This window comes from Chitinophaga niastensis, assembly GCF_003014755.1.
Classification (GTDB): Bacteria; Bacteroidota; Bacteroidia; order Chitinophagales; family Chitinophagaceae; genus Chitinophaga; species Chitinophaga niastensis.
In genome coordinates, this window is the sequence record NZ_PYAW01000001.1 from 702,697 (window position 1) to 722,783 (window position 20,087).

Below are 20,087 nucleotides of genomic sequence, written 5' to 3' on the forward strand. Positions count from 1 at the left end.
TTTAATATTATGTGCTGAATCGCAAAGTTAAACATTAATCAGGCTGCTAAATGATCGTATCCGGAAAAAAGAGCGCTTATAAACGAGAAAAGCCAGGGCATAAACCCTGGCTTTTCTATATATATCAACGTGTTGTATTTAACTGTTAAACATTTTTAACATACTGTAGGCTAAAAAAGAAACATCATTATAAGCAGGTGCTTTTGTTTTTACAGCAGCAGACACCTTTACCGCACCTTCAGCTGATTTATTACTGTCGTTGCCTTTATAACGATAGTTTTCTTCGGTTGAATCTTTGGTTTGCGGATCTGCAGCTGGTTTACGCGGACTGAGATCGTTTGTTCCATCAGGCGTCATTTTCAGGTTAAGCGGACCAGGTTCATTGCTGTCGTAATCACTATCCCAATCATCATCTCTGTTATTTCTGCTAAAAGAATAGTTACGATATACTTCTCTATCTATTTCTATATTCTTTCCTACCGGTACTTTTATGGTAATAGTAACACGTTGTCCGCGATATTTTGAATGCGTAGGCAGGGAGAATCCTTCCGGCAGATACAATATTGAATCCTGTTGATTCAGGTGAAATTCTATGTTGTGTGCCAGTTCTTTTGCCTGCTGCAGTGTACGGCCACGGGAATAACGTGATACTTCCACAGCAAAGCTATCATTGAGACTCTTCTCTACCCGTACCCGGATATAATTAATGATTACGGTATCATCTGCCACCAACAGGTGACTATCACCAAAGCTAATCCCATCATCTTCACTCAGCATTCCGGGGGTTCTCTTTAAAATAAGCTTGCCATGTGATGGCTGTTGAATAGCAAATAACTGGGTTTCTGTAGCTGGTCTTCTGAAATCTTTTACGATAGAAGACGCCACTATGGCAGCTAAAACAAAGCCCAATAACCACAGGAATGTAAGTGTATAACCTGCATAACGGTTCGATTCTTTTACTCCCGTAAGTTTACGGATGATGAATATCAGCAAAGCCACTAAAGGAATACCGATCAGCAAACCGATGGCCGGCCATATCAGAAAGCTCTGCACAGGAGAGGTAAGTAAAAGGTCTTTTGCGGGATACAGGGCCGCGGAAGATACTGCGATAGCTATTCCTATCACAATAAGAACGATCAACATTACCACAGCAAAGAAGTAAAAGAAACCTTTGGTAACAAATACCAATACTTTTCCCAAACCACTTGCGAGATTTACAAAAAAGCGCTCCAGATCATTACCTACTTGCCTTCCACGGCCCTGAGAAAAATTTTTGAAATCATTTCCTACATTTTTCATCTGGCCTTTTACATGATTCAGTTCATCCTGAATGGTTGCTTTGATGTTGCCCAGGTCTACCCTTTCTCCTCTCATTTCCAGCTTTTCCGCTGCAGTATCGGCAGACGGAGTGGCTATCCACAGGATAAAGTATACGAGAATACCAGAACCAAAGCCGCCAATGGCGAGTAAGGCAAATATGATACGGAAGATAACAGGATCGATATTAAAGTACGCTCCCAAACCACTACATACACCACTTAATACCTTGTTTTCCGGATCGCGGTACAGGCGTTTGCGGGGACGGGGCATATCGGCGGCATCAGCGGCCTCTTTCTGCTGTTGTTCTGTGCTTTCTTTGGGAGCGTCATCAAATTGCTCAGGCGTACCCATGGAGGCTTTCAGTGCTACAACATCATCATCAGTAATACAATGTGCTCCTTTTTTCAGTTTATCCTGGAACACTTCAGCAATACGGCTTTCAATATCAGACACAATTTCATCTCCACCATCCTCTTTTGAAAAATATTTTTTCAGACTGTCCAGATACTGTCTAAGTATCTCGTAGGCACTATCCTCGATGGGGATAAGTCGACTCGACAGGTTTATGTTGATTATCTTTTTCATTTTAATGCTTCATTTAGGTTTTAGGTAAGTCTGTACTTAAAGGAGTGTACTGTTTTGTGTTAATTGATGAACCGCGTTGGCCAGTTCGTTCCAGGTGCTTTCCAGCTCGCAATAAAAGGCTTCTCCTTTGTCGGTCATGGAAAAATATTTCCGTGGGGGGCCTGAGCTGCTTTCTACCCAACGATAGGTAAGTAATTCCGCATTTTTCAATCTTGTTAATAAAGGATAAAGTGTGCCCTCCAGGATATCTAATTTCGCTTCTTTCATCTTTTCAATGATATCCGAAGGGTAAGCTTCTCCTTGCTTAATGATGGACAATATGCAAAACTCCAGCACGCCCTTCCTCATCTGCGATTGTGTGTTATCAATATTCATGGCAAGTGAGCTTTAAATTTTTATTTTCTTAATGGTGGTTTCTGATCAGTTATCGATAGCTATTATTTCAATTGTACGATACAAAAGTAGGGAATATTTACTACTATGCAATACCGAATACCATAGAAAGCAAAATAACTTGTTTAGAAGGCTACCAGAAAAATACAGTCAAAAATAGCGTACGTAAGCATCTACATAAATAAATATTACAAAAAGGGAATGTAACACAAAGTGATAAACGGTTATAATCAGGGATAAACGACAAATTGTTTGTTTTATACCCTTTTTACTGTTAAAATGCTTTAACATTTTTTTAATCGGCAGAGATAACCATATATGCTTTCCCTCAATTACATTTGTATAAGCGTAAATACACATGAAGAAAATTATAGGCATATTCCTGTTGGCACTGATGGTGTCTCAACTGCTTCCAATAAAGGAAGTAGGGAAGCTGCTGTTTAATAATCAGATTGTGGAAGAGCATCCGGTTGATTGTGGTGCTGATCATGTAAAGATTGCTAAAGAGCTGAAATTCTGCAAACAATTTGATGATGAAATCCAGTTTAATCCGCTTTTCATCATTGGTATCCTTCGGTACCATTTAATGGAAGAAATTCCCAGCAACCCTGCTCAGGAAATACACGCTCCCCCTCCCAACCTGCACATAGCATAATTGCAACCCGCTGTATTTAATACAGCCACTATCTCATTTTCATTTACTTATTACTATTTCGATTACTGCCCGGACTTCGTGTATCCATTCCTGTGATACGTGTATTTAGTCCACAACGGTAGTATTATTCTATCAATGTAGCTTCCACGGTTGCAGCATATAGCTGCTATCCGGAAGTGTGATCCTGAAACGGAAAAGCTTATTTTATGAACAAGCAAACATCTATTTTCTCCAATATAAAAGGCGACTTCTCTGCAGGTCTCGTTGTATTCCTCATAGCCGTTCCCTTGTGCCTGGGCATTGCCCTGGCCTCCGGCGCGCCCCTCTTTGCCGGTATGATCTCCGGTATCATCGGGGGCTTGGTAATTGGTTTCCTGAGCGGCTCACAATTAAGCGTGAGTGGCCCTGCAGCAGGTCTTACTGCTGTTGTATTAACAGCTATTACAAAATTCGGCGCTTTCGATATCTTCTTATTGAGCGTGGTAATTGGTGGTGGTCTGCAATTGATATTAGGTTTGATCAAAGCCGGTACAGTGTCAAACTATTTCCCTTCCAATGTAATTACAGGAATGCTTACTGCTATTGGTATTATTATCATCCTGAAACAATTGCCACATGCATTTGGCTATGACGCCAATACAGAAGGTGATTTCACTTTTATCCAGGTAGATGGCAATAATACATTCAGCTCTTTATTATCTGCTGTTAATCATATCAGTATTGGCGCCACCCTTATTACGATCATATCCATTTTTATTATTCTGTACTGGAGCAGGATCCCGAAGGTAAATATAGTGCCGGCGCCACTCGTAGCTGTTGTAGTGGGTATTTTATTGAATACTGCATTCTCCGGCAGCGAGCTGCTGGCACTGGGATCCAATCACCTGGTAAGTTTGCCGGTACCCAATAGTTTCAACGATTTTATCGGACAGTTTACTTTACCACGCTTCAGTGTCATTAGTGACAAAGAAGTATGGATAACCGGTATCACCATTGCCATCGTGGCTTCTGTGGAAACGCTGCTCAATGTGGAAGCAACAGATAAACTGGACCCACTGAAACGTTACACCTCTCCTAACCGCGAGCTGAAAGCGCAAGGCATCGGCAATATAGTAAGCGGATTAATTGGCGGATTACCAATTACTTCTGTAATTGTTCGCTCCAGCGCCAACATCAACGCCGGCGGCAAAACGAAGTTAGCATCGATGGTACATGGTGCGCTCTTATTAGTGTGCGCAGCGCTGATTCCTGTTTTATTAAACAAAATTCCGCTGGCTACCCTCGCAGCAGTACTGTTGGTAACCGGTTATAAACTGTGCAAAATTTCCATCTTCAAAGAGATGTTCAAAAATGGTAAATACCAATGGGTGCCTTTTGTACTAACGGTGATCGCTATCGTATTTACGGATCTGCTGATAGGTATCGCACTCGGTATGGCCGTTAGTGTACTGGCTATTTTACGCGGAAATATGAAGAGTTCCTACTTCTTCCGTAAAGAAAAATATCATACCGGCGACAGCATCCGTCTGGAGCTGGCACAGGAAGTTTCCTTCCTGAATAAAGCCAGTATCCTGCTCACGCTGGATCATATGCCGCAAAATATCACCCTCGTGATAGATGCGCACAAAACGGCTTACATAGACTTTGATGTACTGCAAACTATCCGCGAATTTAAAGAGATCAAAGCACCGCAAAATAATATCAAGGTAATACTGACTGGCTTTAAGGAGGTGTATAAAATTCAAAATACACCGGACCTGACGCCAGAGGAACAAAGCAAATTAACTACCGCACAAGTACATACGATTTCAACTGGTAATCATAAAGAGTTGCTGAAGCAATTGCAGTTAAATTAAGGGAAGTACATTATTACAAACATTGCTACGGAAAGCAAAATGGAAACCATGCTTTTAAAGCGTTCATTTTTCAACTTATTTAAAAATGGCAAAGATGAAAACATTAAATAAAATATCTCAATCCAATATATCTCCCAAACAAGCTTTGGAACTACTGAAATCCGGGAACAACCGCTTTTTAGACAACCTGCGTTTCAACCGCAACCTGTTGCAAATGGTGAATGACACTTCAGATGGTCAATGGCCTATGGCGGCTATTGTAAGCTGCATGGACTCCCGCACCTCGGCTGAGCTGATATTTGATCAGGGGCTGGGTGACATTTTCAGTATTCGTTTAGCCGGTGCCGTTATATCTGATAACGTACTGGGAAGCCTGGAATATGCCTGCAAAATTGCAGGTTCTAAATTCATTGTGGTGCTAGGTCATACAAAATGCGGCGCTATCAAAGGCGCCTGCGATGCAGTGGAAATGGGCAATCTCACCGGCCTGCTAAATAAGATTGCACCAGCTGTTTTTGCAGAAAAAACATTCACGCATGACCGTACTTCACATAACCACGCTTTTGTGGATGCCGTTAATAACATTCATGTAGAACGCTCTGTACAGGCTATTATGGAACAAAGTAATATCCTTCGTGAAATGATCCTTAAAGGAGAAGTGGGCATCATAGGAGCTATCTACGACGTGGAAACGGGTGTGGTGAGCTTTATGAAACATACGCTCATCCTGGAAGACAGTACAGCAACTGAAACGGCTATTGCCGTTTGATAAAAAGCCTTTTATAGAGGAGAGTATGTTTGCTTAGGAATGGCAGGGAGGCATTAATAACTATTTTGATCAATCTTTTTAGGGGTGATTGGTTAAACGGTTATTAACTGCCTCTCTCTCTTTATATCTGCGCAAGTCTTGCTGCGGCCAGTTCCAGCGTTTCCTGCTTTTTAGCAAAGCAGAAACGGATCACATGATCATCTTTTCCATCCTGGTAAAAAGCAGATACAGGAATAGCTGCTACTCCAAATTCTTTGGTAAGCCGTGTAGCAAATGCTCTATCTCCCTCATCAGAAATACGATCGTATTTCATCAGCTGAAAGTAGCTACCCTGGCTGGATAACGGAGTAAACCGGGTATCTTTCATTAACTGCAGGAAATAATCCCTTTTTTGTTGATAGAAGGCCGGCAGCTCCAGGTAATGTGCAGGCGTTTCCAAGAACTTTGCCAGGCCATATTGCATAGGTGTATTCACTGAAAAACAAAGGTATTGATGTACCTTTCTGTATTCCTTCATCAGGTGCTCCGGCGCTACACAATAACCCATTTTCCAACCGGTATTATGAAACACTTTACCAAAAGAAAACGTAACAAAGCTATTGCGGTAAATAGCCGGATAACGCAGGATACTATGATGTTGTGCCCCATCAAATATGAGGTGTTCATATACTTCATCAGATAATACCAGCAGGTTAAATTCTGTCACCAGCTTTTCCAGTTCCTGCAGATCATTTTCCTGTAAGATGCTTCCCGTAGGATTATGCGGTGTATTGAGCATAATCATTTTGGTGCGGGGCGTTATTTTACTGCGGACTTCCGTCCAGTTAATGCGGTAATCAGGAAACGAAAGCGGTATCAATACCGGCTTTCCTCCATTTACCAACACATTGGGGATATAACTATCATATGCCGGTTCAAAAATAATTACTTCATCACCCGGATGTATACACGTAGCAATAGCTGTAAAGATGGCGTAGGTGCCGCCGGGAGTAATCGTTATTTCCATTTCCGGATTCACTGTTTGCTGATAAAGGTTGCTGATCTTACTGGCAATAGCGGATCTCAGCGACATCAATCCGGGCATTACCGCGTATTGATTATGTCCTTGCTGCATGGCTTCGTTCACCATGGCTTTAAGTTCATTGCTGCAATCGTAATCGGGAAATCCCTGAGAGAGGTTGATGGCTTTGTATTCTGCTGCCAGGGCTGACATAACAGAAAATATAGTGGTACCTACATTAGGTAGTTTAGAAATCATTTAGCTATTTTTTATTTCGTTATTCAGATATTTTGTCTCTCTGCAAAAGGTATTGGAGCAACAAAATATCTGAATAACAAAATAAGGAAATATTTAAAGGAACTTCTCGCCTTTGTTGCGTTTAATTTCCGATACATATTCTTTAACGTGTTGCTCATTTTCTTTTTTGCAGATAAGCAACACATCCTGTGTATCAATTACAATAAATTCATCCAGTCCCTGTAGCAGTACCAGCTTATCATTGGGCACTTTCACCATACATTTGGTGGCATCTATTACCACTACATTTTTGCCTTGTACGGCATTGCCCAGGTAATCTTTTTCAAGATTTTCATAAGCAGAAGCCCAGGTACCGAGATCGCTCCATCCGAAGTTGGAAGGAATTACATATACGTTGCTGGCCTTTTCCATGATGCCATAGTCGATAGAAATGTTGGTGCATTGCGGATACACTTTTTCAATCGCTTCTTTCTCTTGTGGTGTATTCAGCGCAAAGGTGCTTTGTTCAAACAGTTCATCTATTTCCGGCAGATATTGTTTGAATGCAGCGAGAATGGTTTTCACATTCCAAACAAAGATCCCGGCATTCCAGAGGAAGTCGCCGCTTTGCAGGAATGTTTTAGCCAGTTCCAGGTTAGGTTTTTCTGTGAAAGTTTTTACCTGGTATACATTGTCTGCCACTTGTTGTGGTTCAAACTGAATGTAGCCATAACCGGTATCGGGCCGGGTAGGTTTAATCCCGAGGGTAAGCAGGGCGCTGTGTTTTTGAACAAACAGGAGCGCGTTGAGACAGGCGCTGGTAAAAGCGGGCCCATCCACAATCAGGTGATCCGCCGGCGCGCAGATGATGTTTGCCAGGGGGTCTTGTTTATGGATTTTGTGGGAAATATAAGCTACGCAGGGAGCGGTATTTTTGCGCGAGGGTTCGCTCACAATGTTAGCTGTGGGCAATTCGGGCAATTGGTCGCTTACTTTGGTAGTATACTGCTGGTGCGTTACCACAAAAATATTTTCCTTTGGAATGAACTGTGCAAAACGTTCATAGGTCCATTGGAGCAGGGTTTTCCCGGTATTCAGGATATCCAGGAATTGCTTGGGATTGTCTGTGCGGCTGTGGGGCCAAAAGCGGCTGCCTATACCCCCTGCCATAATGGCCACGTAAAAATGGCTGTTCAGCTTTGTCATTTCTAAATAATTCCTTCTCTGATTAAATCATGTAAGTGAATAATACCTTTATATCGCTCTCCGTCCATCACCAGCAGTTGGGTAATATCATGCTGGCGCATCATTTCTAATGCATTGATAGCCAGCTGATCCTGCTGAATTAATTTTGGGTGCAGCGACATTATATCCTGGGCCGTTACAGCTGCAGCGGGAACATCTTTCTCCAGCATTCTGCGCAGGTCACCATCTGTAATAATACCTTTTAATAATCCTTTTTCATCCAATACGGCGGTTACGCCGAGCATTTTGGATGATATTTCTACGATCACTTCCCGTAGGGAGCTGTTGAGAGCTACCTGCGGAGCCTGGTGTTGTTTGCTGAGATCCCCCACTTTAAGGTAGAGTTTCTTTCCTAGTGCTCCTCCGGGATGGAATTTAGCAAAGTCGGCAGCCGTAAATCCGTGCCATTCAATGAGGCAAACCGCCAGTGCATCTCCCATAGCCAGCTGCGCAGTGGTGCTGGTAGTGGGTGCGAGGTTATTTGGACAGGCTTCCTGACTTACGGTAGTGTTGAGCACATAATCTGCTTCCAGTGCCAGAAACGAGCTCATATTCCCCACCATGGCAATTAATATGTTGCCGAAATTCTTCACTAAGGGAACCAGCACTTTTATTTCGGCAGAAGTACCGCTTTTGGAGATGCACATCACGATATCTTCCTCCCGGATCATACCCAGGTCTCCATGGATAGCATCTGCCGCATGCATGAATATTGCTGCCGTTCCGGTAGAATTTAATGTGGCCACGATTTTTTGTGCAATAATGGCACTTTTGCCAATGCCCGTTACCACAAGGCGCCCCTGACATTGGGCTACCTGTTCAACAACCTTCTCAAAATCTGCATCTATAAACTGCTGCAAATCATTAATGGCTGATGCTTCCATCGCAATTGTGCGTCTGGCTACTTGTCCGATATTGATGGTTTCATTCCTTTTCATGACGAATTACAAATTTATCATTTTTTAGTCAGCAGTGGTACGATCGCGTAATTTATATTGATACTCCGCGCTTTTTTAAGTAACTTCGTGTCCCCTAAAAAACATATAAAAATATTTCGTCATTTGTTGGTTCTTTAGAGTCTTAAATTTGAATGCAATGGCTGTTGTTAAGGAAAGTTTGATGGATGCATTACGCGAACATTTTGGGTTCGATTCCTTTAAAGGAAATCAGGAAATAATTATAAATAGCATCCTGTCAGGTAAAGATACTTTTGTTATAATGCCAACTGGTGGAGGTAAATCACTATGCTACCAATTACCCGCTCTCATGAGCCCCGGTTGTGCACTGATTGTTTCACCCCTTATTGCGCTGATGAAAAACCAGGTGGACCTGGTCAGAGGCTACAGCAGTAAGGATAATGTGGCACATTTCCTCAATTCCACCCTATCAAAGGCGCAAATTAAAAAAGTGCGCTCAGATCTGCAGACGGGTAAAACCAAGCTGCTGTATGTGGCACCGGAAACGCTCACCAAACAGGAAAACCTGGATTTTTTCAAGGAATTGGAAATTTCCTTTATTGCTGTGGATGAGGCGCATTGTATTTCCGAGTGGGGACATGATTTCAGACCGGAATACCGCCGTCTGAAGGAGATGATCGATCAGATCAGTGATACCCCTTTGCCGATCATCGCACTAACCGCTACTGCTACACCCAAAGTACAGAGCGATATTGTGAAGAACCTGGCTTTGGATAATGCTAATATCTACATCTCTTCTTTTAACCGCCCTAACCTGTATTATGAAATCAGGCCCAAGCGCAAAAAAGATCAAACGATTAAGGATATTGTAAAGTACATTCATCTACATAAAGGTAAAAGCGGTATTATCTACACTCTCAACCGTAAAACCACGGAAGAGCTGGCAGATATGCTGATGGCAAATGGCATCAAGGCAGTAGCCTATCATGCCGGCCTGGACCCTACTACCAGGGCCCAGCGTCAGGATATGTTTCTACATGAAGATACAGAGGTGATTGTGGCGACTATTGCTTTTGGTATGGGTATCGACAAGCCGGATGTGCGCTTTGTTATACACTACAACATTCCCAAGAGCCTGGAAAACTATTACCAGGAAACAGGCCGTGCCGGCCGTGATGGACTGGAAGGTAATTGTGTATGCTACTATTCCCTCAAGGATGTGCAGAAACTGGAACACCTGATGCGTGATAAGGCGCTCAGCGAACGTGAAATGGGTGCACAACTCATTAACGAAACAGTGGCCTATGCAGAAAGTGCAGTTTGCCGCCGTAAAGTGATCCTGCATTACTTTGGTGAAAAGTATGAAACAGAAAACTGTGGTCAGTGTGATAACTGCCGCAATCCTAAAGAAAAAATAGAAGTAAAAAACCGCGTTATCATTATGCTGAAAGCGATTCGTTCTCTTGAAGAGCGTTTTGGTAGCGAGTATGTCATCAACGTAATAACCGGCAAAACAAGTCCGCAGATCAATACTTATCGTCACGATAAGCTGGAGGTGTTTGGAGAAGGAAAAGAATTCGATGCCCATTTCTGGAACTCCCTCATGCGTCAGATGATGCTGGAAGGTTTGATAGAAAAAGATATTGAAGAATACGGACTGCTGAAGGTAACTGACAAAGGCACGAAGTTCCTCAAAAAACCATTTTCTATCATGGTGGTGCTGAACCATCAGTTTCATGAAGATACGATAGAGGAAGAAGAAGAAGCTGCTGCCGAAGCACAGGTTTCTGCAGATCCGGCATTATTTGAAATGCTGAAAGAGCTGCGTAAAAAAGTAGCGAAAGAAAAGAACCTTCCCCCCTTCGTTATTTTCCTGGAAACATCCCTGGAAGATATGGCTACCCAGTACCCTACCACTGTGCAGGAACTGGAAAAGATACAAGGCGTGAGCAAAGGTAAAGCTGTTCGTTACGGTAAACAGTTTGTGGATGTCATTACCAAGTTTGTGGAAGAAAATGATATCACCAAACCGGACGACTTTGTAATGAAGAGTGTAGTGAATAAAAGCGGTATGAAAGTATTTATTATTCAGAATATCGATAAGAAAATACCGCTGGAAACTATTGCCAAAAACAAAGAACTTTCCCTCTCTCAACTGCTCGATGAAATGGAAACTATTGTTGCCAGTGGTACCAAACTGAACATAGATTATTGTCTGGATGAAGAACTGGATGACTATGCCCAGGATGAGATCATGGAATACTTCAAAGGCTGCGAAACATCCAGTCTTGCACTGGCGCGTGAAGAGCTGATAGAAAACGATTATACGCTGGAACAATTGAAGCTGATGCGTATTAAATTTCTGGTAGTATACGGTAACTAAACTTTTGGCCGTAAGCGATAAAAATACAACGATGAGTATCTCGAAAATACAGGAAACCATTGCCTCCACAAGGGAGCAGGTAGTATCTCACCCATTATATGCAGAATTACAAACACTGGAAGATGTACGCACCTTTATGCAATATCATGTGTATGCGGTGTGGGATTTCATGTCGCTGCTCAAAGGATTACAGCAGCAGCTCACCTGTGTAAATGTGCCCTGGGTGCCCACCGGCAATGCAGCCACACGTTACCTGATCAATGAAATTGTGACGGGTGAAGAAAGTGATGTAGACATGGATGGCAACCGTTGCAGCCATTTTGAGCTGTATGAACGTGCAATGCAACAGGCAGGTGCTGATTCCAGCGAAATAAAGGCAATTATAGCCGCCGTTGTTTCGGGAAAGTCTATACAAAGCGTACTGGCAACATCGGCGCTCCCTACCGCTGTAAAAGGCTTTTTAGGCTTTACATTTGATGTGATTGCTACCGGCAAGGCACATATCATGGCGGCAGTATTTACTTTTGGCAGAGAAGATCTTATTCCGGATATGTTTTTAGCGTTGGTAAAAGACCTCGATCAAAAATTTCCCGGCAAGCTGAATACATTCATTTATTATCTCGAAAGACACATAGAAGTTGATGGCGATCATCATAGTCAATTGGCGATGCAAATGGTCAATGAATTATGTGGAGCGGAAGAAGATAAATGGAAAGAGGCAGCGCAATACGCCCAGCAGTCGCTGTATTGGCGGCATCAGTTGTGGACTGGTATTTTGAATGAAAAAGTAATTTCATAAAAAAATTAGAAAAAAATTTTGCAATTCAAAAGATTGTATTACTTTTGCAATCCCCTCACGACAGAGGGCTATAAAAACGGGATGGTGCGGTAGCTCAGTCGGTAGAGCAAAGGACTGAAAATCCTTGTGTCGCCGGTTCGATCCCGGCTCACACCACAGAAAAAGGTCATCGGAAGATGGCCTTTTTTTATGCCCGTAAGTGGCGGTTGACAAAGGTTTCAGACTTTATTCACGCGGAAAACCCCGCCCCCTCATATCCAATAACCTCAATGCGCCACTTTTATATACCCCCATCCTTCTTTTTGTTTAGTGATTATTTCATAGATAGCATCCGGTACAATTTCAACACCTGGTATCAACTGACTGGCGTTCTTATTATTCCGCTTCATTGTAGCACCGCATACTTTTATGCTCACCTTTTTATTGTTGATAAGATCCTTGATGGCAGAAGTTATCGTTGATTTATCCTTCATTACCATATCCAGTGCATCGCCATAAACAGCTACTTCCAGCTGTGCATCCGGGCTACCTTTCAGGATACCATTAATTTGCCGCATAATGGTATTATGATCCTCAATATTTTTACTGGTAATATCAAATATTACTTTGTAGTCGGATTGGGCATAGGATAAAATATATCCTAGCAAAAATGCAAAAAGCGTAAACAGCTTTTTCATGATCATATTTTTATTTGATGTATTGAATTTTTAAGCTCCTGAAATCCGGTGACCTATTTTATTTGCCCTTTACCCCTTTGATGAAGAATAGGGCCAAAAGGTCCGTATTTATGCTGTTGTGCAGAGAATGTATCGCTGAAAGGTCCAAAGGGAAGATCCTCCGGTTTCGTGTTTATATCAGGCCAATCCGCAGGGAATGCTTTAAAAGGACGAGGCTGTGAATTTACAAAAGCAGCAACATCCCATGCTTCATCATCTGTTAATTGGGTACTTTTAAAATCTATGCCGAACGGCATATTATTTTTTATATACCCGGCAAGTTTCGATATCCTGTAAATACCTGCTCCGGTATTATAACTTTTCTCTCCCCACAAAGGAGGATACTCGTATTCAGTACTGCCTGCTTTTAATTTCCCGGCGCCATTCTCCCCATGACATTTTCCACATTTTTGTTCAAACACCAGTTTCCCCTTTGCAGTATCCGCAGCCCTTTCCAGGTATATCATTTCTTTTATTCCGCTTCCCGGTGGCTTATATCCTTTAGGTACACCTTTCCCCAACCAGTGTATGTAGGCTATAATGGCCCTCAATTCAAGGCTATTGCTATCGAGGGCATTGCCGTTAAGACTGCGGATCAGGCAATCGTTCACTTTTTTTCCGATTGACTCAACAGTGCCGCTCCTTGCCCTGAATTTCGGATAAGTAGATGCGGTACTGCTATAGTTATTCCCCCAAAGTTTAGTACCTGCATCCAGATGACAATTCTGGCAGTTCATACCATTGCTGATGGCGACAATTTTTCCTTTAGGTCCCAGGTAAACGGAAGTATGAACAATAAGATCCCGGCCATACCTGATCATTGCACCATCTACCGTATGTGGAATAGAACCAGTATCAGGAGCGATCCATAGCGTCGCTGATTTTTTTTCTCTTTCCCTTATATGATTCCTGTTGCTGAAGAGCATTTTTATAACAATCAGCAGCAATCCCACTAACAGCATTATCCACAATAGCCGGAGTATGCCCGAATCCAGAGGAATCCGTTTCATCCTGCAAAACAATAGCCGCAATTCCGTTCCTGTGCACGTCCTACGGCCCATACACCGGAAGGCACCAATTGTATACCCGGTAAAATACCGTCGATCCATTCATTTTTTACAGCTACAGGATCAAGTGACATGCTTTGTGCTACCACTGCGCTATAGACTGTAATCGCCATATTACAAACACAGAACAGGACCCCACTTGCCTGCAGTTCATTAATTCCAATGGCCACATTGCCAATTCCGGGAACAGTAAAATCTCCCGGCTTAGGTTGCCAGAAAGGATTTCTGACTGCAGGTGCTTTGGTAACAGGATCATCCGCTTTAAATACTTCGCCGAATTTATACTTTGCCCATAGGTCACTTTTCAGCGCATATGGAATTGCGTCATGTCGTAACACAACAACTACACAACACTCTTTTTCGGGCGAGCCAGTAGCCTCATTAGTAAGTAAAAAAATCTTGGGCCAGGCAAAAGGCAGGATGTCATGCGGACGGATTACATCCAGTACCATCTTGTGTTTCCCCTTAATTTTGGCCACCCAGGCCTCGGGGTCCCCATTATTGATATTTATTTTTTCAGGGCTGAATGCCGCCTGGAGGTCAAGAGGAGCAAAGGACGGTATGGTAAGGATTGTAGCTCCTGCAATGATTTTCCCAAGAAAATCACGACGGTTGGTTGCTTCGTTTTTTGCACGATTCATATAATTGCTATTTTGGTGAATACTGCATTTACTTGTAGCATCAGCTTCCGACAGCTATGCCTGCAAGTAATTAAATAACAAACCCGTCAATAGAATTACATTAAAAGAAATACAACAGTTTTTGAGGAGATGGTTAAAAATATCTGAGGATGTATTTTTAACATGATTGATGTGATCAAGTCGCTCATCAATATTAACCCATAGATATACCAGGAAACACAAAAGTAGGAAAATAAAAAGTGGGGCTATCGTATAAAAGTGACAAAATTTAAAACCCCAATACTTGCTCCAGGTCACCCCTGAAACCTGGGTATTCATGAGGCAAACAGCATGCAAAATGCCTGAATTCATTAATAAAATGGGTCTGATCACTATAACCAAACTTAGGGGCTAACAAGCTCCATTGAAGGAACTGTTCTTTTTCTATGTACTCAATTGTTCTTCTGAAGCGCACTATGCGGCAAAATGTTTTGAGATGAAGCCCCGTTTGCTCCAGGAAATTCCTCTCCAAAGTGCGCTTGGTAAGATAAACTCCCAACTCTAATTCCCTGATAGCAATATTGCCATCTGCAGCAAAAATCAGGTGGATAGCTTCATCTAAATTCCTTGAATATTTTCTCTCGCTCAACAACTGACGAATAAGAAATGCCTCCAGTATAGAGATCTGTTGTTTTCCATTATCACACTCCCTTATCCTCTCTCCGATTTCATGCATACGATATCCAATAATATCTGACAAATCGCTGCTTTTATTCCTGAAATGTTGTGCTGGTATTCGGAAAAGTTTAAACCACGCACCTGGCTTAAGGTTTACAACCAGATTCTTCATGCCTGACGAAATAAAAAGCTCACAAATACTATCATTAGGCCCTACAATAATATCTGAGGCAGCATATTCGCGATTAATAACATCATAAACGGTGTTATTGGGACCAAGATTAAATGCAAGATTCTGGACAAGATGCGGCAATATGATCATTTTCTGGTTATCTTCTTCCTGGAAATCTGCCTCCAGGATCAGATAGGAAAGTATATAATCCTGTAACAACCTATGTGGCAGGAAAGATTGCACCTTGAACATATTCAAGCTCTTTATAGGTACCCGTTGATATTAACTATATTGTTCACAAATATCCGAAAAAACACGACGCTATGCGGTTTGTCATTAATCCCTGGCAGGTCCTTTCATAACTGAATGGATTGGCCGACCTGCCCGGCCTGCTTTATTGGCAATATGCTTTCTTATTGATTTAGTTTCCCCTAAAATACAGCGCTGCTATCTCGTCGCCAATAACACATCTATCACCTTTGTCACTTCCTCTACCCTTTCTCTGAAACGTAACGTTGATTGGGTTACCAGCTTATCAAAGAGGTGAATCTGACCTTTACTCACGTGCTGCCGGAACAGCTCAATATTGGCTTCACTGATCACCTTTTTCTCGTACATACTGCTGCACAACACCAGGTAGTGAACATCAAATCCTGATTGATTAAAATATTGAAGCACCGGCTTTACATCGCGTATACTACCGTCAAGAACGAGACTGATAATAACCATAAATGAAGCCGGCGTTTCAGTATGACTCGCCATCACCGCCTTAATTCGTGCTAAATAATCTTCTGTACGATGATTGTGGTCAGAAATATTTATCACAATAAATCCCTTATTGCCAAATTGTGCTGCTTTTATTGGTCGCTTAAACGGAAAGAAGCCTTTCCTGCGAAACAGCGTTTGCAACGTAACTTTTTTCCCCGTATGCGGATACCCAACAATAACAAATAACTTTCTCGGACTAATATTCATCTCCAAAAAAGCATAAAAAAAAGGAGAAAAATGTTAATCGTTTCTTAACAAAATAATTACAGCGATAACAGTATTATAATTTAAACGCTCTCCGCCAGCATGGCAATTAAATGGGCACAAGGCAGAAATAACAATTGTGCAAGCAATGTACCCCCAATCCTTGCTATCACCATATACACAATATACTTTCGGAAGGATCCCGCACTAACTTTTCCCAATACCGCATCGTCGGTTAATACAGATAAATGCGGATCAATAAACAACGCCATCAACACTGTAGCCAAACCAGCTACCTCCACGCTACGCGTCATAAAAATAATGGTAGCAACCAAGGACAACCCATAAGTATAAGACTCCGATAAATTACCATGTACATCTTTTCTTTTTATTTGTATTTTGTACGCTTATTCCTCGTTAGTAAATATTTTAGCATGAAAAGATTATTGGGTATAGGTTTGCTGTTGCTGACACACTGGGCTTCTGCACAAAACCAATTGATACGCATCGCTACCCGCAATGTTAGTTTGGTCTACGGTACCAACAAGGATGGACGACTTATCCAACGATATTTCGGACAGCAATTACAGCCGGGAAACACGGATACCCTATCAAAATCAACACAGGAGGCATATATTACTGCAGGTATGGAAAGTCTGTTGGATCCTGCTATTCGCATCGTACACAATGACGGTAATCCTTCCCTGGAACTAAAATATGTGACGCATGAATCTGCACAAAAAGAAAGCGATATTACCGCCACCAGTATCACACTCAAAGATCCCGTATATCCGGTAACCGTTATCCTTCACTTTGAGGCATATTACAAGGAGGATGTTATCAAAGCATGGACAGAGATAAAACATACAGAAAAACAACCGGTGTTATTAACGGCCTACTCCTCTTCCATGCTGCATTTCAGCGCAGCAAAATATTGGCTCACACAATTTCATGGTGACTGGGCCAAAGAAGTTACCATGGTAGAGCAATACTTAACCACCGGCATGAAAATACTGGACAGCAAACTCGGCGTACGCGCCAATATGCAGCAATCTCCTATGTTCCTGCTGGCACTGAATAATGCTGCCGATGAAAACAACGGAGAAGTACTGGCCGGCACACTTGCCTGGACTGGTAATTTCAAGTTCGCATTTGAAGTAGATGAGCACAATGCCCTGCACATTAATGCAGGTATCAATCCGTACGCCAGCGACTACGCACTGAAGCCCAATGAAGTATTCACTACACCGGCATTTATATTCACCTTATCTGCCAAAGGAAAGGGACAAGCCTCCCGCAACATCCAGCACTGGGCACTTAACTATGGTATTCTGGACGGTCACACGCCCCGTCTTACACTCCTCAATAACTGGGAAGCTACTGGCATGGACTTCAATGAACAGCGCCTGACAAGTCTTTTTGGCGGTGCTAAAAAATTAGGCGTAGACCTCTTCCTGCTGGATGATGGCTGGTTTGCCAATAAATTTCCCCGTAATGGCGATAATGCCGGCTTAGGCGACTGGGAACCTAATACCACCAAACTTCCACACGGACTGGGTTACCTGGTGCAGGAAGCACAGAAACAGGGCGTTAAATTCGGTATCTGGCTGGAACCGGAGATGGTGAATCCCAAAAGTGAATTGTATACCCAACATCCGGACTGGGTACTGCGTTTGCCTAATCGTGCAGAAAATTATTACCGTAATCAGATGGTGCTGGATCTTACCAACCCCGCCGTCCAGGATTTTGTTTATGGTGTTGTGGATAAAACCATGTCGGAAAATCCGGGGATTGCTTATATCAAATGGGATTGTAACCGTATGCTTACCAACACCTATTCTCCTTATCTCAAAGAAAAACAATCACATCTCTTTATTGAGTATACACGCAGTTTGTATAAAGTATTGGAAAGGGTAAGAGCCAAATATCCACACCTGCCCATAATGCTGTGCTCCGGTGGTGGTGGCCGTACAGATTATGGTGCATTAAAATACTTCACTGAATTCTGGCCCAGTGATAATACAGATGGCCTGGAAAGAATTTATATTCAATATGGTTATTCACATTTTTTTCCTGCCAATACTATTTCCGCACACGTTACCAATTGGGGAAAACAATCCCTTAAATTCCGTACAGACGTAGCAATGATGGGCAAGCTGGGATATGATATTAAAGTAGATGATTCTACAGAAAAGGAATTACTGTTTAGCCATGATGCTGTAGAAACGTATAGGCGTATCAGTGATATTGTATGGTATGGCAATCTTTATCGGTTGGTTTCACCATATGAACAAAACAGGGCAGTATTTTTATACACCAGTGATGATCAGAAAAAAGCAATTGTATTTAATTATCTCATGAACACCCGCAGGAATGATGTGTTCAATGTTGTGAAACTACAGGGCCTTGATCCTAAAAAGAATTACCGGATCAAAGAAATTAACCTGTTTCCGGGAACCGCATCCACACTCAATTTGAATCAATTGTACAGTGGCGACTTCCTGATGAATGTAGGTATTAATCTGATCCCTAATAAAGCAAAACCATTAACCAGTAACATACTGGAAATTACTGCTGAGTAATTTTTTTAGATAAATATAGATGTCCTGTTGCGATTAATTCGTAACAGGACATCTTCTTTTACCAGCTATCTTAATACGATGGATTGCGTGGCACCATCAATAAAATAATGGTTGATTCATTATCTTTCATACCTCAAAACGCGTAAAATGCTTCCATTTGCTAATATGCCATATGGCAATGCGCCTGGCTATTGCTTTCCGGTTACAGAGCTATGCCTGTATGCATTGCTGCTTATTTGCGGCCTGCATGCGTTTAAAAAGGGCACAGGGCACGTTTCCTGGCTCCTGGGTGGCCTTGGCTTCGGCTTACTGCTGGAATACGTAAATGTGGCTACAAACAGCGGTTATGTTTACGGGCACTTCTGGTTAATGCTGGGCACTCCACCACGGGATATCCCTATTTGCATTGGTTGTGGCTGGGCAGTAATCATTTATTCTTCGCGGTTATTCACAGATAATTTCAGTTTGCCCCTATGGGCAGCCGCTGCACTGGACAGCCTGCTTGCACTCAATATTGATATGAGCATGGATGTGGTGGCCTATCGGCTTCACATGTGGCACTGGGACTGGATCGGGCGCGGGTACCCTACCGAAGCGCTCACCGGACAATGGTTTGGAGTTCCTTATGCAAATTTTTACGGGTGGCTGCTGGTTGTATTTTTTTATTCCCTCTTTGGCCGCCTGCTGGAAAAAGTATCCATCACACGAATATGGAAAGCCATACTACCACTGCTTTCTATACTAATATCACAAGTTGCATTGTGGATATTTTTATTCCCATTGCCCAATGTGCTCAAACAACTTTTCGGCATCAGCAGCATGCAGCGGCTTGTTGTATTGCTTATTATACTCATTTCGTTGGTGATCATCGGTTTTAATAAAAAAAGAACAGTCACCACACATTACTTTCCGCTGGCAGCATGGATTGTACCAGCATGGTTCCACGTGTATTTTTTAGGATGGTTATTCCTGGGCGGTTTTGCCGGAGAAAATACCTGGATGACTGCTTTTTCTATATTCAATGTGGCACTGGGTTTTATCGTCCATACGCCCATGCTTCTGAAAAAGGCACCTATAACCATTTTAGCGGATACGCGTTAATAATATATCTTTCTTACTAT

At 42.3% G+C, this 20,087-nt stretch carries 18 protein-coding genes and 1 tRNA gene; 8 read left to right on the forward strand and 11 right to left on the reverse strand.

What is annotated here, in order from left to right; translation table 11 throughout:
• Nucleotides 1-138 precede the first annotated feature (138 nt).
• Nucleotides 139-1,905: a PspC domain-containing protein gene (locus CLV51_RS03010; protein WP_106526525.1), complete on the reverse strand. Its 1,767-nt coding sequence runs from the start codon at nt 1,903-1,905 to the stop codon at nt 139-141.
• Nucleotides 1,906-1,941: 36 nt separating this feature from the next.
• Nucleotides 1,942-2,280 (reverse strand): PadR family transcriptional regulator, encoded by a 339-nt coding sequence (locus CLV51_RS03015; protein WP_106526526.1) that lies wholly within the window; start codon nt 2,278-2,280, stop codon nt 1,942-1,944.
• A gap of 376 nt (nt 2,281-2,656) precedes the next feature.
• Between CLV51_RS03015 and CLV51_RS03025 the strand changes: the two genes are divergently transcribed.
• The 3 genes from CLV51_RS03025 (at nt 2,657) to CLV51_RS03035 (ending at nt 5,578) form a co-directional block, all read left to right on the forward strand.
• Nucleotides 2,657-2,953, forward strand: coding sequence for a hypothetical protein (locus CLV51_RS03025; RefSeq protein ID WP_106526528.1), 297 nt, complete (start codon nt 2,657-2,659; stop codon nt 2,951-2,953).
• Between the two features lie 206 nt (nt 2,954-3,159).
• Nucleotides 3,160-4,809, forward strand: coding sequence for a SulP family inorganic anion transporter (locus CLV51_RS03030; RefSeq protein ID WP_106526529.1), 1,650 nt, complete (start codon nt 3,160-3,162; stop codon nt 4,807-4,809).
• A gap of 94 nt (nt 4,810-4,903) precedes the next feature.
• Complete coding sequence (locus CLV51_RS03035; protein WP_106526530.1) at nt 4,904-5,578, forward strand: carbonic anhydrase family protein; 675 nt, start codon at nt 4,904-4,906, stop codon at nt 5,576-5,578.
• Between the two features lie 121 nt (nt 5,579-5,699).
• Here CLV51_RS03035 and CLV51_RS03040 read toward each other — a convergent pair whose 3' ends face one another.
• From CLV51_RS03040 to CLV51_RS03050, 3 genes are all read right to left on the reverse strand, one after another.
• Nucleotides 5,700-6,836, reverse strand: coding sequence for a methionine aminotransferase (locus CLV51_RS03040; RefSeq protein ID WP_106526531.1), 1,137 nt, complete (start codon nt 6,834-6,836; stop codon nt 5,700-5,702).
• A gap of 93 nt (nt 6,837-6,929) precedes the next feature.
• The gene (locus CLV51_RS03045; protein ID WP_106526532.1) at nt 6,930-8,021 is read right to left on the reverse strand and encodes a mannose-1-phosphate guanylyltransferase; all 1,092 of its coding nucleotides are present in this window, start codon (nt 8,019-8,021) and stop codon (nt 6,930-6,932) included.
• Between the two features lie 2 nt (nt 8,022-8,023).
• Nucleotides 8,024-8,998, reverse strand: a complete 975-nt coding sequence (locus tag CLV51_RS03050) for a KpsF/GutQ family sugar-phosphate isomerase (protein ID WP_106526533.1) — start codon at nt 8,996-8,998, stop codon at nt 8,024-8,026.
• A 157-nt stretch (nt 8,999-9,155) separates the two neighbouring features.
• On the opposite strand from CLV51_RS03050, the gene recQ reads away from it, so the two are divergent.
• The 3 genes from recQ (at nt 9,156) to CLV51_RS03065 (ending at nt 12,315) form a co-directional block, all read left to right on the forward strand.
• Nucleotides 9,156-11,360 (forward strand): DNA helicase RecQ, encoded by a 2,205-nt coding sequence (gene recQ, locus CLV51_RS03055; RefSeq protein WP_106526534.1) that lies wholly within the window; start codon nt 9,156-9,158, stop codon nt 11,358-11,360.
• Between the two features lie 31 nt (nt 11,361-11,391).
• A complete protein-coding gene (locus CLV51_RS03060) occupies nt 11,392-12,159 on the forward strand; it encodes a DUF3050 domain-containing protein (RefSeq protein WP_106526535.1) in 768 nt (255 codons plus the stop codon).
• Between the two features lie 83 nt (nt 12,160-12,242).
• Nucleotides 12,243-12,315 (forward strand) — tRNA-Phe (locus CLV51_RS03065).
• A gap of 110 nt (nt 12,316-12,425) precedes the next feature.
• Here the strand turns inward: CLV51_RS03065 and CLV51_RS03070 are convergent.
• The 6 genes from CLV51_RS03070 to CLV51_RS03095 form a co-directional block, all read right to left on the reverse strand.
• Nucleotides 12,426-12,836, reverse strand: coding sequence for a DsrE family protein (locus tag CLV51_RS03070; protein ID WP_106526536.1), 411 nt, complete (start codon nt 12,834-12,836; stop codon nt 12,426-12,428).
• A 53-nt stretch (nt 12,837-12,889) separates the two neighbouring features.
• The gene (locus tag CLV51_RS03075) at nt 12,890-13,885 is read right to left on the reverse strand and encodes a c-type cytochrome (RefSeq protein ID WP_245898606.1); all 996 of its coding nucleotides are present in this window, start codon (nt 13,883-13,885) and stop codon (nt 12,890-12,892) included.
• Nucleotides 13,882-14,583 (reverse strand): hypothetical protein, encoded by a 702-nt coding sequence (locus tag CLV51_RS03080; protein WP_106526537.1) that lies wholly within the window; start codon nt 14,581-14,583, stop codon nt 13,882-13,884. The genes CLV51_RS03075 and CLV51_RS03080 overlap by 4 nt, the downstream gene beginning before the upstream one ends.
• A gap of 268 nt (nt 14,584-14,851) precedes the next feature.
• Entirely contained in the window at nt 14,852-15,664 is an 813-nt protein-coding gene (locus tag CLV51_RS03085) for a helix-turn-helix domain-containing protein (RefSeq protein WP_106526538.1), read from the reverse strand.
• Between the two features lie 195 nt (nt 15,665-15,859).
• Nucleotides 15,860-16,387 carry a hypothetical protein gene (locus tag CLV51_RS03090; protein WP_106526539.1) on the reverse strand — a complete coding sequence of 176 codons (528 nt, stop codon included), beginning with the start codon at nt 16,385-16,387 and terminating at the stop codon, nt 15,860-15,862.
• A gap of 80 nt (nt 16,388-16,467) precedes the next feature.
• Nucleotides 16,468-16,782 carry a lipid II flippase family protein gene (locus CLV51_RS03095; RefSeq protein WP_106526540.1) on the reverse strand — a complete coding sequence of 105 codons (315 nt, stop codon included), beginning with the start codon at nt 16,780-16,782 and terminating at the stop codon, nt 16,468-16,470.
• Nucleotides 16,783-16,818: 36 nt separating this feature from the next.
• On the opposite strand from CLV51_RS03095, the gene CLV51_RS03100 reads away from it, so the two are divergent.
• Together CLV51_RS03100 and CLV51_RS03105 are read left to right on the forward strand one after the other, a co-directional pair.
• Nucleotides 16,819-18,966, forward strand: a complete 2,148-nt coding sequence (locus CLV51_RS03100) for an alpha-galactosidase (protein ID WP_106526541.1) — start codon at nt 16,819-16,821, stop codon at nt 18,964-18,966.
• A gap of 147 nt (nt 18,967-19,113) precedes the next feature.
• Nucleotides 19,114-20,067, forward strand: a complete 954-nt coding sequence (locus CLV51_RS03105; RefSeq protein ID WP_106526542.1) for a carotenoid biosynthesis protein — start codon at nt 19,114-19,116, stop codon at nt 20,065-20,067.
• Nucleotides 20,068-20,087: the final 20 nt, after the last annotated feature.

What these genes read in the sequence shown, in the direction of transcription:
- CLV51_RS03045 (WP_106526532.1), bottom strand. Translation starts at nt 8,021, where the DNA reads ATGACAAAGCTGAACAGCCATTTTTACGTGGCCATTATGGCAGGGGGT.
- CLV51_RS03080 (WP_106526537.1), bottom strand. Translation starts at nt 14,583, where the DNA reads ATGAATCGTGCAAAAAACGAAGCAACCAACCGTCGTGATTTTCTTGGG.
- CLV51_RS03075 (WP_245898606.1), bottom strand. Translation starts at nt 13,885, where the DNA reads ATGAAACGGATTCCTCTGGATTCGGGCATACTCCGGCTATTGTGGATA.
- CLV51_RS03035 (WP_106526530.1), top strand. Translation starts at nt 4,904, where the DNA reads ATGAAAACATTAAATAAAATATCTCAATCCAATATATCTCCCAAACAA.
- CLV51_RS03085 (WP_106526538.1), bottom strand. Translation starts at nt 15,664, where the DNA reads ATGTTCAAGGTGCAATCTTTCCTGCCACATAGGTTGTTACAGGATTAT.
- CLV51_RS03090 (WP_106526539.1), bottom strand. Translation starts at nt 16,387, where the DNA reads ATGAATATTAGTCCGAGAAAGTTATTTGTTATTGTTGGGTATCCGCAT.
- CLV51_RS03060 (WP_106526535.1), top strand. Translation starts at nt 11,392, where the DNA reads ATGAGTATCTCGAAAATACAGGAAACCATTGCCTCCACAAGGGAGCAG.
- CLV51_RS03015 (WP_106526526.1), bottom strand. Translation starts at nt 2,280, where the DNA reads ATGAATATTGATAACACACAATCGCAGATGAGGAAGGGCGTGCTGGAG.
- recQ (WP_106526534.1), top strand. Translation starts at nt 9,156, where the DNA reads ATGGCTGTTGTTAAGGAAAGTTTGATGGATGCATTACGCGAACATTTT.
- CLV51_RS03010 (WP_106526525.1), bottom strand. Translation starts at nt 1,905, where the DNA reads ATGAAAAAGATAATCAACATAAACCTGTCGAGTCGACTTATCCCCATC.
- CLV51_RS03025 (WP_106526528.1), top strand. Translation starts at nt 2,657, where the DNA reads ATGAAGAAAATTATAGGCATATTCCTGTTGGCACTGATGGTGTCTCAA.
- CLV51_RS03105 (WP_106526542.1), top strand. Translation starts at nt 19,114, where the DNA reads ATGCTTCCATTTGCTAATATGCCATATGGCAATGCGCCTGGCTATTGC.
- CLV51_RS03070 (WP_106526536.1), bottom strand. Translation starts at nt 12,836, where the DNA reads ATGAAAAAGCTGTTTACGCTTTTTGCATTTTTGCTAGGATATATTTTA.
- CLV51_RS03050 (WP_106526533.1), bottom strand. Translation starts at nt 8,998, where the DNA reads ATGAAAAGGAATGAAACCATCAATATCGGACAAGTAGCCAGACGCACA.
- CLV51_RS03040 (WP_106526531.1), bottom strand. Translation starts at nt 6,836, where the DNA reads ATGATTTCTAAACTACCTAATGTAGGTACCACTATATTTTCTGTTATG.
- CLV51_RS03030 (WP_106526529.1), top strand. Translation starts at nt 3,160, where the DNA reads ATGAACAAGCAAACATCTATTTTCTCCAATATAAAAGGCGACTTCTCT.
- CLV51_RS03100 (WP_106526541.1), top strand. Translation starts at nt 16,819, where the DNA reads ATGAAAAGATTATTGGGTATAGGTTTGCTGTTGCTGACACACTGGGCT.